We start from the raw sequence: 13,008 nt of genomic DNA on the forward strand, positions 1-13,008 counted from the left end.
ATGCTTCGCTCTCTTTCTCTATTCCGCGTGGTGTGTGTCGTCGATGACGTGCACCGTGCCTGCGGTGCCGTCGACTTCGACCAGCTGACCGTTCTCCAGCCACTGGGTGGCGGTCTCGGTGTTCACCACCGCCGGAATGCCGAACTCCCTGGCTACGATTGCTGCATGTGACATCGGACCGCCGACGTTGGTCACGATGGCCGCCGCGCAGCTGAAGAACGGGGTCCAGCCCGTGTCGGTGACGTTGGCGACGAGCACTTCGCCGGGTTCGAAGTCGTCGTCGGGATGCGCCAGGATCCGTACCCGGCCGCGGGCAGTACCCGGAGACACCGCTTGTCCGATGACCACCTCATTCCGGCTCGCCGCGGCCATTTCGTCGGGCGTCCACGGTTGCGTGAAATGAACGGGGAAGTCCAAAGCCGCCAAGCGGGCGCGCTCGGCGCGCCGGCGTGCAATGGTTTGACTGGAATCAACTGGTGGGCAGTAGATCTCATCGATCGACAGATAGTGCACGTCGTCTGCAGTCTCCAGCGTCGCACGCTCGGCCAGCCGTCTGCCCCATTCCTGGAGCGCGATCCGAAGCTCGTAGGTGATGCGCATGCACAGGTCTCGGCCCCGCTCTCGTCGTTCGATGGCGCTCACCGCGAGCCGTGTCAACGCGCGCGCCAGTGGTGACTTCGCCGGCTCGGCGGGAGCGGGCGGTTCGGCACGTGTATTGCCCAGCACCGCGCGCAGCAACAGCTCCGGGGCGTCTGCGTAGACCGGGTTGCTGAGTTCGGTCTCACCGGGGCCGCGGTGCCCGCACTGCGTGACCAGTTGGTCGAACTTGGCGGCGAAACCGGGTGCGTCGCTGCGTAGTTTGTCCATCACGACCTCGCGGGGGCTGTCCTGGATCAACCGCCGAAGTCCATCATCGTGCGCGACGATGTCGGCGAGTTCACGCACCCCGGACAGCAGCGCCGCGCTGCGTAGCTTCTGCGTCCCGGCCCGCACGTTCATCGCGGCTCGATCTCCGTAACGTTGTGAGATCAGGTTCATCGGGAGGCTCACCATGAACGTGTTCATGTTGTTGATGTCCCACGCCCGAACCACCAGGTCACAGACCAGTTCGATCCTGCTCAGCAGCTGTTCCTCGTGGATCTCGTGCAGCACGGGGCGGTTGCCGATCAACCGTTGCGCGCGCTTCTCCATGTCGGCCAGTTCGATCCCGAGTCCGGCGATCTGCGGACCACCCTTCAGGGCCGCTCTGGCGGCGGCGAGCAGATCCGCGCGTGATAACGGGGGAGGCCGGTAGCCCTCTGGAAGCGGCGTTCCGTTCATCTGGTGTTCGAAGCTCTCGGGCGTCTGGCCTGGAATCGCACTGGCCAGCTTCTTCATCGCCGTCATGTTGTTGTAGAGCCGATGGCCGATGGTGCCGACCTGCTTGCAGTTCACCACCGCGGCGAGTTCGGGATCGAGTGGGAACAGGTAATCGAGCATGTTGGCGCCACTGAACAGGATTCGGTTGGCCAGCCCGAGCGAAAACGGTGTCATCGGTCCTGGGAACGCCTCCGACAGGTTGGCTGCGCTCCATTCCGGCAGGGCGGGGTCACCGGTGATGCTGTCGAATTCGCCCGTGTATTCCGGCGGCACGATCTGAATCGCGCTGCCGTCTGGACCCGAGGTGTCGCGTGGGTAGACGGAAGGCGCGGCGAGCCGAACCGGCTTCCGCATCGACCGCGCGCCAACGGTCCACATGCTCGAGGACCAGTCGGTCATGTCCGCCACGGCATCGGCTGAGCTGTACGCGCAGCGAAATCCGAACTGCTCCCGCAACTTTCGATTGTCTCCGAGCGGGTAGTGCAGGAACAGCTCGATCAGGTCGGGCACCGATTCGAAATTGTCCGCCTTGCCGAGCAGGCCGGCCAGCATGCGAGAGAAGCGTTCACCGGAGTTCAGTACCGGCCGTCCGATGATATGGGCGATTTCGGCGAACGTCAGAGCGTCATCGGCATTGAGGTTCACCGTGCCGGCAGGCCCGCCGAGGGCGGCCATCGCACAGAACCGGCCGACGTCGTCGACGTGGACCAGTTGCATCCGGGCATCGCGGCCAGGCGTGACTACCACCGGTTGACGGAAGATGTTCGCCGGTGCGCTCCACGACGACCGTCCGACGATGACGGTGGGGCGCACGTTGACCGCCTCGACCCCGGATTCGGTGATCATCGTCTCGGCCCGCACTTTGTTCCTTTCGTAATGGAACGAAGGGGCGGGGCGAGGTGTCTCGTCCTCGGTGTACGGCTGCGGGTGATTGGCGTGCCCACCGTAGACGGTGATCGATGAGGCGAAAACCATCCGGCGGCAGTCATGATCGGCCATGGCGCGCAACAGGTTGGTGGTCCCCCCGATGTCGATACTCTCGGCCACCTCGGCGCTCTGCATCGCTGACATCGTCCACGCGAAGTGTGCGATGGCGTCACAGCCCGCGACCGCCCGCGATACCCCGTCGGCGTCCTGTACGTCCGCGGCGATGTAGGTCACCCCTGCAACGGGCACCGCCGGGGTCCGCCGCGCCAGCACCACGACGTCGGCGCCCATTCGCTTGAGCCATTTCACGGTGGCCGCGCCGGCCGCGCCGGTGCCTCCGGTGACTAGAACTCGTCCCGCCATCTCACCTTCACGATCTTCGAATGACGTTTATATTATAACCTGGTTATAGTATTTCGCTGTGGGCTGGAACACAACTGAGCGCTGAAGCCAGCGGGCCCGCGGACCTTAGCTTTCCAAGCTTCTAAAAACCGACGGCGATCGTCGGATTCAGCCTATAGGTCTCTTCTCCGGCCGTCCTGCGTTCCGCATGCAGATGCGGACCCGGCTTTCAAAGGGGCGTTCCGCCGCCGTCCACGACGATGACGCTGCCGGTGATGTAGCTACCTGCGTCCGACGCTAGGAGCATTGCTGCACCCACCATTTCGGCGGGTGAAGCCAGCCGTTTCATGAGCGTCTCATTGACCAGTACGTCGATCTTTTCCTGCGGTCTACTGCGCAGCATGTCCGTATCGACCGGACCCGGCGCGATTGCATTCACGCGGATCCCCGCTGGTGCGAACTGGGCGGCCATCGACCTGGTGAACGACATCAACGCCGCCTTGGCCGACGCGTAGATCGACGGTAACGGGGCGAAATTGAAGGCCCCTACCGACAAGATGTTGACCACGGCGGCGTGTGGGCTGGCCTCCAAGTACGGCAACGCCTCCTGGACGAGAAGTACCGGGCCGTGCACGTTGACTCGGTAAGAATCGGTCAATCCCGCCGAAGTTATCTGTCCGAGCGGTTGCGACAACGAGTTGGCCGCGTTATTGACCACGACGTCCACACCACCGAACTCGGCAACGGTGTTGCGCACCAACATCCGTAGGTCGTCGACCGCGCTGAGATCCGTTTTCATCCCAATGGCGTCCCCACCAAGCCGGCGAAGATGCTGCGCCGCATGCTCGCAGGCGTCGGCCCTGCGACTGGCGACGACGACTCGAGCCCCAGCCAGCACGAAGCCTTCGGCCAGCGTAAGGCCGATGCCCCCGGCACCGCCGGTGACGATCACGGTACGACCGGTCATATCGAAAAGCCGCGAGAACGTATCCCGATCCACGTGAGCCCCTAATGTCGCGACAGCCAGACGCTCGATAACTAAAACCTGGTTATGCTATTCGTTGGATTCACCGGCTGCTCCCGGCGTTGGCGAGCAATTCGTGCGACGCGCACAACCGTCGGCATTGACCAGGATCGGTGAAGACCTCGCTGATCAAACCGGCGGTGCGGGCCCCCGCCACGTTGTCCGCCATGTCATCGAAGTACAGGAGTTCGTCGGGGCGACGTCTCATCCGCTCGGCCGTCACCGTGTAGATCCGGGGATCGGGTTTGCGCAGCCCGACTTGAGAGGAGTCCACGACGGCGGTGAAGCGCGCGATCGGCAACACCCCGCTGTGCCACCACGACCTGGCTTCCTTCGCGTTGTTGGTCAGTAGGCCGACCGGCACCCCCCTGTCTGCCAGCTCGACGACCAGGGTGACCATCTCGGGACGGACCTGCTGGCCCGCGGCCAGACAGTCCGCCAGCCGCCGGATGTTGACGTCCACGTCGAACCGCTCAGCCACGTCGCGGCACGCGAACTTCAGAAAGTCGCGGACCGCACGGGCCCCGGTCTCGACCTCGGCGAAGTCCGGGCCCCGGAGTTGCTCGACGAACGTCTCCGCCGGCAAGCCCAGTTCGCGGGCGTAGTTGCGGCATGCTTCGAACGGGTCGACCGTGAGCACGCCGCCCATGTCGAAGACCACGGCATTGACGGCCATGTCAGCGCGGGGCGTTCGCATGGGCGGCCCTGATGCGTTCTGCCGCGCCCATCAGTTCCTGGAGGCGCCGACGTTGCCCGTCGAGGGCCACCTCGTCGACCGACGCGGGAGACGTTCCCTCGGCCAGCGCCTGCTCTGCCTGCCGAATGCGCGCACGGCACGCCTTGATCTCGTCGACCAGCCGTTGCGACGCCTCGACGATGGTGAGCAGATCCTCGTCGTCCCAGTCCGATGCCCCGAGCATCCCATCGGGCGGAACGGGCGACACCGGGCCCGGGGTCATTTCTCGATGCGCGGGAAGTTGAACAGCGCGCGTGCGTTGAGTTCGACGATCTTGTGGACGTCCTCGTCGGGGATCTCGGCGAACACCTCGTCGGCGACCTTGCGGCTGTTGGGCCAGTTCGAGTCGGAGTGCGGATAGTCGCACTCCCAGAGGATGTTGTCGATGCCGACCTCGTCGCGGTTGCGCAGGCCGTGGCGGTCTTCGATGAAGCACGAGTAGATGTGTTCGAAGTACAACTCCGAGGGCCGCCGGTCCTGGTTGACGTTCTGGTAGAAGCGGTGCCGCTCCCACACGTAGTCGGCCCGCTCCAACAGGTAGGGCACCCATCCGATACCGCCCTCCGACAGCGCCACCTTGAGCTTGGGGTGGCGATGAAACACCGGCGAGAACAGCAGATCACCCAGGGCGTACATGGAGTTGCAGCCGAACAGCGTGATGCTGACCGCCATCGGCCCGTCCGGCGACGGCTTCGGCGACTGCCCCGAGGTGCCGAAGTGCAGCGAGAGCGGCAGGTCGTACTCCTCGGCGACGTTGAACAGCGGATCCCAGTGGTCGGTGTGGATCGACGGCAGGCCCAACGGCGACGGGTTCTCCGGGAAGGCGAGCGTCTTGGCGCCCTTGGCGAAGGTGCGATGCACTTCGGCCACACACAACTCGACATCCCACAGCGGCAGGATGACCAGCGGGATGTAGCGGTGCGGCGCGGCGGCGCACCACTCGTCGAGGATGAAGTCGTTGAACGCCGTCACGCTGGCCAGCGCCACGTCGCGGTCGTCACCTTCGAGAAAAACGGTGCCCGCGAACCGGGGGAACGACGGAAAACACAGTGCGGCCTCCACCCCGTCGAGGTCCATATCGGCCAACCGCTGAACCGGGTCGTAGCAGCCGGGCAGCATCTCGTCGAAGCGCGACGGATCGATGCCGTATTCCTCTGGTTTCTTGCCGGCCACGGCGTTGAGCCCGATCTGCGGATAGGTCTTGCCCTGGTACTCCCAGACCTGGCTGGGTCGGCCGCCTTTGGCCCGTGGCACCTCGACGATGCGTGGCCCGAGTTCCTGGTATTTCGCGGGCAACCGGTCGGCCCACACCCGAGGATGTTCGATGAGATGGTCATCGACAGAGATCAACTGCATGTGATCCTGCAACGGCATCGGTCACTCCCTTGTTATAACCTGGTTAGTCATTAGCCTACGTGGTATTGGCGGCCGCGCCAGAGCCGAAAGTCCTCTTGGCCCGCTTCTCGAGCACGTGCACCGAGCACGCACTGCCCAGCCCCAACACGTGCGTCAAGCCGACCCGGGCACCGTCGATCTGGCGGTCGCCAGCCTCCCCGCGCAGGTGCGTGACGACTTCGAACACCCCCGCGATTCCGGTCGCCCCGAGGGGATGTCCCTTGGACAACAGTCCCCCGGAGATGTTCACCGGCGTGTGGCCACCCCGCCACGGTGCGCCGGAGTCGAGGAAGTCCGGTGCGCCGCCCGGTTGGCACAAACCCAGGTTCTCGTAGTGCACCAGCTCGGCGGTGGCGAAGCAATCGTGCAACTCGACCATATCGAGGTCGGCCGGGCCCAGCCCCGCCGACTCGTAGGCCTGCCGGGCGGCGTTGCGGGTGATCGTGTCGACGTCCCAGCACGTCTCTGCGTGTTCCACCCACGGGTCGCTGACCAATACCGACGCGCTGACCTTCACCGCACGCGCCCGTACCCCGGGATCGAGCCTGCTCAGCGCGGCATCACCGGCGAGCACCACCGCTGCCGCACCGTCGCCGGTCGGCGAGCACATCAGCGCCGTGTTCGGGTAGGCGATCATGTCCCCACCGGCAATCTGTTCGAGGCTGAACTCTTTGCGGTACTGCGCCAGCGGGTTCAACGTCGAATTCGCGTGGTTCTTCTGCGCCACCTTGAAGAAGTGCTCGACCGTCGCGCCCGCGGTCCGGGCCAGGTAGGCGACGCCCGCCTCGGCGAACACCGACGGCATCATCGAGCTGCCCAGAATTCCTTCGGGCTCCAGCACCGAACCGTCGCGGCCGCGCGGGCTGAACTCCGCACCGCGCGGCTCCTCCTCGGCGGCCAACAACCCGCGCTTGCCGAGCTGCTCGCAACCGATCGCCAATGCCAGGTCGGCCTCCCCGGCCTTGATGGACAACAGCGCGGTGCGCAGCGCGGTCGCGCCGGTGGCGCAGGCGTTCGAGACGTTGTACACGGGTGCGCCCGTCTGCCCGATCTGGTGCATGATGCGTTGCCCCACCCCGGTAATGCCCTCGAACACGTTGCCGACGGCCACCGTCTGCATCTGGCCGATCGCGGTGCCGCTGTCCGACAGCGCGGCGCGGGCGGCCGCCGCCCCCAGGTCGACGACGTCTGATTCCGGGAAGCGGCCGAACTTGGTCATCGCCGCGCCGACGATCCACACGGTCTGCGTCATGATCGTTCCGATACCTCGAACTCGTAGCCGATGGCCTGCAGCCCCGCGGCGTCGGTGGCGATCGGACGGGTTCGCATGAGCGCCCTTCGACCGACCGCGGCCACCGGGTCGTCGACGGCGCCAGTCAGGTTGGTGCGCACGAAGCCGCCGCCGTCGAGGGCAACCACACCGCTGACAAAGGGGGTGTGAACGCCTGGCGGCGCACGGTGCACCACGGTGGCGGCGGTGACCACGCCGGTGTCGCCGAGATCCGCCCGCGCACCGAATTCAGCACCGCCGCAACGACTGCACGCCGAGCGACGCAGCAGGTAAACAGCATCGCAATTCGCGCAGCGGAACCCGCTCAGGTGCGGACGGTCACCGAGTGTCAGATACGCGGCGACGGGCACGACCCCGGTTGTCATGACGCGGTCCCGTCGTCGGTGGTCGGTTCGAGCACGACAGTGGCCGAGGCCGACATCGCCACGCCGCCGTTGCTGCGCGTGACGGTCAGGTCGAGTTCGGCGACGCCGCCCGGATCGAGCTTGGCCACCACCCCGCCGCACACCAGTTCGTCTCCCGGCCAAACCTGCTCGGCGAACCGAACGGACAATCGGCGCACGCTTTCCGCGCCGAACAACTCGACGCAGTAGGTGCCCAGATAGCCCGCCTGCAGCATGCCGACGCTGAACACCCCCGGCATCCCCGCAGACCGGGCGAACTCGTCGTCGTGGTGGATGGGATTGAAATCACCACTGGCGCCCTGATATCGCACGATGTCGGTGTGTGTCTGCGGCCCGAAGCGCCGTTCGGGCAGGGCCGCACCGACAGTCCACTCGACGCCCGACGTCCTGGCCGTCATGACGTGCCTCGCTCGATGACGGTGGCGCGTCCCTCGGCGATCAACCGGCCGTCGGGGCCAGCGAAGCGGGTGCGCACGACGATCACCGTCATCACCCCGCCACGGCTGCTGGGCTTTTCGGTCACCGACTCGACCGAGGTCTCGGCGTGCAGGACGTCCCCGGCGCGGGGCAGCGCGCCGAGAAACGTGTACTCCTGGCCGCCCTGCAGCACCTTGCTCAGGTTTAGGCCGAGCCGGGTGGCCAGCGGCGGGTCCTGCGGCTCCCAATGCATGCTGGTTGCCAAGAACGTCGGCGGCACAGGCGCATTGGGCTCCTGATAAGTCGGGTCGGTGGCCCCGGTGGCCGCGGCGAACTCGCGGATCTTGCCGCGTTCCACGGGCATTTCGTAGGCGAACAGCAATTTGTCGATCAGCCGCCCGGCCGGATGAACGGTCGACGCGCTCATCGAACCGGGCGGTGGCCGGTCATGTCGGCGTTGGGCGCCGCCTTGGCGAGCAGATCGGGCAGCATTTCGTCGAGGCGCCGAATGGTCCACCGCTCGTCGCTGTGGATCTCGGGGCCATACGCCCAGCCCTCCACCACCGCGATCGTTCCACCGATGACCGATAGCACCCGTCCCGTGACGTCGCGGCCGGCAGGCCCGGCCAACCACAGCACCACCGGCGATACGCCCTCCGGAGCGAGGTCGACCTGCTCGGCCATCTCGCGTGCGGCCGGCAGATCTTCGGTGAGCCGGGTCAGCGCGGTGGGAGCCACGGCGTTCACGGTGACGCCGTACCGCTGCAGTTCCATGGCGGCGATTATCGTGAACCCGGCGACGCCTGCCTTCGCCGCACCGTAGTTCGTCTGCCCCGGACTGCCGAACAGACCGGACGGCGACGTGGTGTTGATCACCCGAGCGTCGTTGGCGGCACCACCCTTTGCGCGATTGCGCCAGAACTCGGCGGCGTGTCGGGTGGGGCCGAACGTCCCCTTGAGGTGAACCGCGATCACCGCGTCCCATTCGGCCTCCGACATCGACGTCAGCATCCGGTCGCGCAGGATGCCGGCGTTGTTCACCAATACGTCGAGCCCGCCGAAGGTTTCGACGGCCTGCTCGATCAACGACCTGGAGCCGGACCAGGTGCTGATGTCGTCGGTATTGGCGACCGCGCGTCCACCTGCGGCGGCGATCTCGTCGATGACGGCATGTGCCGGACCGGTGGAATCTCCACTGCCGTCACGGGAGCCACCGAGGTCGTTCACCACGACGGCGTAACCCGCGTCGGCGAACGCCAGCGCGTGGGCACGTCCGAGCCCGTTGCCTGCGCCGGTCACGACGGCTACCCGATCAGCCCTGTCCGACTGCACTGTCGATCCCTTCTGCCGCTTCGAACTCCTCGCGCACCTGTTTGCGCAGGATCTTCATCGCCGAGTTGCGGGGAATGGCGTCGATGATCCGGACCCGCACCGGCACCTTGTAGCCGGGCACCCGATCGCGGGTCCACGCGATGAGCTCCTCCGCCGAGACGTTGCCGGCCGTCACCACGACGGCCACGGGCACTTGGCCCAGTCGCTCGTCTGCCACACCGAACACCACGGCCTCACGAACCTGCGGGTGCGACTCGAGGCAGTCTTCGAGTTCGGCCGGGAAGATCTTGAAGCCACCGCGGTTGATGACGTCGTCGGCGCGGCCCTGGATCCAGACGAAGCCGTCCTCGTCGACGGTGCCGAGGTCGTTGGTGCGCACCCACCGGCCGTCGCCACCCGAGGCCTGCGCCGAGCGCACCTGCAGGATGCCGTGCTGTCCGGGTGCAAGAAGCTCACCGGTGCTCGCATCGATCACCGAGATCTGCACTCCCGGATGGGCACGTCCGACGCTGCCGCGCTTGGCGTCCTTCCACTCACTCCAGTCCTTGAGCGACCACCCCGTGACACCGCCGGTGAATTCTGTTGCGCCGTAACTCAGTAAAACCGGACAGCCGTAGGTCTGCTCGAACTGCGCCGCGAGGTCGGCTCCGGTGGGCGCAGCACCGGCCCACACCGCCTTGAGACTGGCCAGCCGGTCCGGTTCGATGCCGGCATCGAGCACCATGCGTAGCGCGGCTGGGGGCAGCGACACCGAGCGTGGCTGGTGCTGCGCCACGGCCGCCGACCATGCGACCGGTTCGAATTTGTCCTGCAGCAGGGTGCGGCCACCACCGCTGAGCGCGGTGATGATCGCCCACAGTCCGCTGATGTTCGTCGACGGCAACGAGACGATTTGCACTCCGCCGCCGCGCACGCTGCCTTCGCGCGCGCTGCCCGCCATGTAATGCTCCTGAGCACCGCTCAGTGCGTGTTCGATTTCGCTGTAGCGCAGTGGAATTCGCTTGGGCGGCCCGGTAGTTCCGCTGGTCGGCATCAGGATGGCCACTCCGTCGTCGATAGGGACGGTCCCGTCGGATCCGGATCTCGCAACGGTGACCACGGCCGCGGGCGCATCCGCCGCTGGGACGTCGACCTGCACGCCGAGCGCGCCGCTGGCCTGTACTGCGGCTTCCACCGGGCCGCGGGCCCAGTCCTCGGCATCCGCCAGCACCGCGACGGGGCGCAACGCCAGCACGTCGGCACCAACCGTGCCGTCAGGAATCATCGGGTTGAGCACGATCAGCGGCCGCCGGGTGGCCAGCACCACCGCCAGCGCTGCGACGAGGCCCGGTCGATTACGCATGAACATGCCGACCGGAGCACCCGGCCCCACTCCGTGTTCCGCCAGTAAGACGTCGATGGACCGAGCAGCTTTCGCGAATTCGGCTCGGCTGCACCAGGTATCGCCGTAGCACAGCATCGGCTTGTTTCCGTCGGCGTGCATCAGCTGCCGCATCGCTTCGATCAAATCCATCCAGCCACCCTCGTCACTTGGCGCACCGCCCAAGTAACGGGCAGATTTATATAACCAGGTTATATTAACAGCCGATCGGCCGCACCAAAACCCGGCTGTGGGCTGCTCATGTGATGGCGCCGTCCACCTTCAACTGAACGAGTTCTTCCCAGCCGTAACCCAGATCGAGCAGCACCTGATCGGTGTCGGCGCCCAGTTCTGGCGCCGGGCGCGCACCTGCGTGCGCACCCTTGAACTGCACCGGCGGCCGAGCCACTGTCACCGCCGCGGCGTCGTCGATCTCCATTCGCGTCACGTATTCGTTCGCCAGGACCTGGCTGTCTTTGCGGGTTTCGTCCGGTGATTGGACGATGGCCCACACCCCTCGTTGACGGTTGAGCACTTCGCGCCACTCGGCTGCCGTGCGGGTCGCGAAAATCGCGTCCAGCTCTGCGATGCATGCCTTGCTGTTCTCGCAGCGCGCGGCCGCGTCGAGGTAGCGCTCGTCGGCCGCCAGGTCCGGCCGTCCGATCAGATCCATCAGGGGCGCCCAGAACCGGTCGGACTCCAGCATCACCAGCGCGACGAAGCGCCCGTCTGCTGTTCGGTAGGTATTGCTCAGCGGGTTGTGTGCCCCTTGACGATCGCCCCGGGGCATCGCGTCGATGTCGAACAGTGACGAGGCCGCGATGTGGGGCGCGGTCCCCCACACCGCGGATCCGAGCAGGCTCACGTCGACTACCTGTGGCTCGCCGGTGCGCTCACGGGCGAACAGCGCCGCGGCCACCCCGCCGGCGGCGTACAGACCCGACTGCAGATCACCGAATGCGGCTCCGGGCATGGGCGGCGGATAGTCGGCGCCCTCGGGCATGCTCACGTATGCCACCCCTCCCCGCGACCAGTACGACGCGAGGTCGAACCCACCGGTATCGGCTTCCTCCCCCTTGGGGCCCAGACCCGTTCCGCGGGCGTAGATCAAGCGGGGGTTCACGGCGGTCAGGTCGTCGACGTCCACGCGCAGCTTGCGGCGAACCGGCGCGAGATAGTTGGTGAGGAATACGTCTGCCGTGCCGACGAGCCGGTAGAGCACGTCGCGGCCGCCGTCGGTGGTGAGGTCGATGCCGACGCTGGATTTGTTGCGGCTGAAGGTCTGGAACATGTAGCTGACCGGCTGCTCGCCGGGGGGTGTGAGGGCGGCGCTGACGAGGCCGCGCATCGGATCACCGTGGGCGGGATTTTCGACCTTAATCACCTCGGCGCCCCAATCGGCGAGTGCGACACCGGCCGACGGTATGAACCCCCACGTCGCCAACTCGACGACGCGAACGCCGTCCATCACCCCAGGCATAGCGACCCCTCCATTTCGTAGCCGGCGCATCCTACAATAGACTAACCACGTAATATGATTCGTCGGATCGAGGGCGTGACGAAGTGAGAGGTCTGCGATGGGACGGGTCGACGGTAAGCGGGCTCTGGTCACGGGCGCGGCGCGCGGACAGGGCCGCCATCACGCGATCCGGCTGGCAGAGGAGGGTGCTGACGTCGTCTTGATCGACATCTGCGCCGACATACCAGGCGTCGGGTACCCGATGGCCACGCCGGAGGACCTCGACGAAACGGTTCGGCTCGTCGAGAAATTCGACCGCCGCGCTGTCGCGTCCGTCGTCGACGTCCGGGACCGGACCTCGCTGGCGCAGGCGATCTCCGCGGCGGTCGGCACCCTGGGCGGGTTGGACGTTGTGGTGGCCAACGCCGGCATCTGCCCGATAGGGCCCGACTTTCCGGTGACCGCCTTCGCCGATGCGCTCGACGTGGACCTGATCGGCGTCGTGAACACCGTCCATGCCGCTCTGCCGCACGTCTCGGCGGGCGGGTCGATCATCGCGACAGGGTCGGTGGCCGCCATGCTGCCCAACGCGGTGAACAACGCCGCTAACGGCCCCGGCGGGGCGGGATACGGTCTGGCTAAGCAGTTCATCAGCGACTATGTCGTGGTGCTGGCCCGACAGCTTGCGGCCCAAGGGATTCGGGTCAACGCGGTGCATCCGACCAACTGCAACACCGATATGTTGCACAGCCCGCCGATGTACAAGGCCTTCCGTAAAGACTTGGCCGAGCCGACCCGGGCCGACGCCGAGGAGGCGTTTCCGCACATGCAGGCGATGCCCATCCCCTACGTCGAGCCCGACGACATCGCGCATGCCGTCGTGTACCTGGCCTCCGACGAATCACGTTATGTCACGGGCCTGCAACTGCCGGTCGACGGCGGAGCGCTGCTGAAGATCTAGC

General features: G+C 66.4%; 13 protein-coding genes. 1 reads left to right on the forward strand and 12 read right to left on the reverse strand.

The window, feature by feature from the left end; translation table 11 throughout:
• Positions 1-18: 18 nt before the first annotated feature.
• The 12 genes from ABQE44_RS10935 to ABQE44_RS10990 all read right to left on the reverse strand — a co-directional run bounded on the left by ABQE44_RS10935 (position 19) and on the right by ABQE44_RS10990 (position 12,067).
• Positions 19-2,649: an NAD-dependent epimerase/dehydratase family protein gene (locus tag ABQE44_RS10935; protein ID WP_448429692.1), complete on the reverse strand. Its 2,631-nt coding sequence runs from the start codon at positions 2,647-2,649 to the stop codon at positions 19-21.
• A 208-nt stretch (positions 2,650-2,857) separates the two neighbouring features.
• Positions 2,858-3,628, reverse strand: a complete 771-nt coding sequence (locus ABQE44_RS10940; RefSeq protein ID WP_448429694.1) for an SDR family NAD(P)-dependent oxidoreductase — start codon at positions 3,626-3,628, stop codon at positions 2,858-2,860.
• Positions 3,629-3,695: 67 nt separating this feature from the next.
• The gene (locus ABQE44_RS10945) at positions 3,696-4,349 is read right to left on the reverse strand and encodes an HAD family hydrolase (protein WP_448429696.1); all 654 of its coding nucleotides are present in this window, start codon (positions 4,347-4,349) and stop codon (positions 3,696-3,698) included.
• Positions 4,330-4,596 carry a hypothetical protein gene (locus ABQE44_RS10950; protein WP_448429698.1) on the reverse strand — a complete coding sequence of 89 codons (267 nt, stop codon included), beginning with the start codon at positions 4,594-4,596 and terminating at the stop codon, positions 4,330-4,332. Before ABQE44_RS10950 ends, ABQE44_RS10945 begins: the two co-directional genes overlap by 20 nt.
• A gap of 11 nt (positions 4,597-4,607) precedes the next feature.
• Positions 4,608-5,762, reverse strand: a complete 1,155-nt coding sequence (locus tag ABQE44_RS10955) for an amidohydrolase family protein (RefSeq protein WP_448429700.1) — start codon at positions 5,760-5,762, stop codon at positions 4,608-4,610.
• Between the two features lie 37 nt (positions 5,763-5,799).
• The gene (locus ABQE44_RS10960; protein WP_448429702.1) at positions 5,800-7,035 is read right to left on the reverse strand and encodes a thiolase C-terminal domain-containing protein; all 1,236 of its coding nucleotides are present in this window, start codon (positions 7,033-7,035) and stop codon (positions 5,800-5,802) included.
• Positions 7,032-7,439 carry a Zn-ribbon domain-containing OB-fold protein gene (locus ABQE44_RS10965; protein WP_448429704.1) on the reverse strand — a complete coding sequence of 136 codons (408 nt, stop codon included), beginning with the start codon at positions 7,437-7,439 and terminating at the stop codon, positions 7,032-7,034. Before ABQE44_RS10965 ends, ABQE44_RS10960 begins: the two co-directional genes overlap by 4 nt.
• On the reverse strand, positions 7,436-7,876 hold the full coding sequence (locus ABQE44_RS10970) for a MaoC/PaaZ C-terminal domain-containing protein (RefSeq protein ID WP_448429706.1): 441 nt from the start codon (positions 7,874-7,876) through the stop codon (positions 7,436-7,438). The genes ABQE44_RS10965 and ABQE44_RS10970 overlap by 4 nt, the downstream gene beginning before the upstream one ends.
• The gene (locus ABQE44_RS10975) at positions 7,873-8,322 is read right to left on the reverse strand and encodes an FAS1-like dehydratase domain-containing protein (protein WP_448429708.1); all 450 of its coding nucleotides are present in this window, start codon (positions 8,320-8,322) and stop codon (positions 7,873-7,875) included. Before ABQE44_RS10975 ends, ABQE44_RS10970 begins: the two co-directional genes overlap by 4 nt.
• Positions 8,319-9,227: an SDR family oxidoreductase gene (locus ABQE44_RS10980; protein ID WP_448429710.1), complete on the reverse strand. Its 909-nt coding sequence runs from the start codon at positions 9,225-9,227 to the stop codon at positions 8,319-8,321. The genes ABQE44_RS10975 and ABQE44_RS10980 overlap by 4 nt, the downstream gene beginning before the upstream one ends.
• Entirely contained in the window at positions 9,208-10,740 is a 1,533-nt protein-coding gene (locus ABQE44_RS10985) for a class I adenylate-forming enzyme family protein (RefSeq protein WP_448429712.1), read from the reverse strand. The genes ABQE44_RS10980 and ABQE44_RS10985 overlap by 20 nt, the downstream gene beginning before the upstream one ends.
• 106 nt (positions 10,741-10,846) lie before the next feature.
• Positions 10,847-12,067 (reverse strand): CaiB/BaiF CoA transferase family protein, encoded by a 1,221-nt coding sequence (locus ABQE44_RS10990; RefSeq protein ID WP_448429714.1) that lies wholly within the window; start codon positions 12,065-12,067, stop codon positions 10,847-10,849.
• Positions 12,068-12,164: 97 nt separating this feature from the next.
• On the opposite strand from ABQE44_RS10990, the gene ABQE44_RS10995 reads away from it, so the two are divergent.
• Positions 12,165-13,007, forward strand: a complete 843-nt coding sequence (locus ABQE44_RS10995; protein WP_448429716.1) for a mycofactocin-coupled SDR family oxidoreductase — start codon at positions 12,165-12,167, stop codon at positions 13,005-13,007.
• Position 13,008: the final 1 nt, after the last annotated feature.

The organism is Mycolicibacterium sp. XJ2546 (assembly GCF_053483195.1).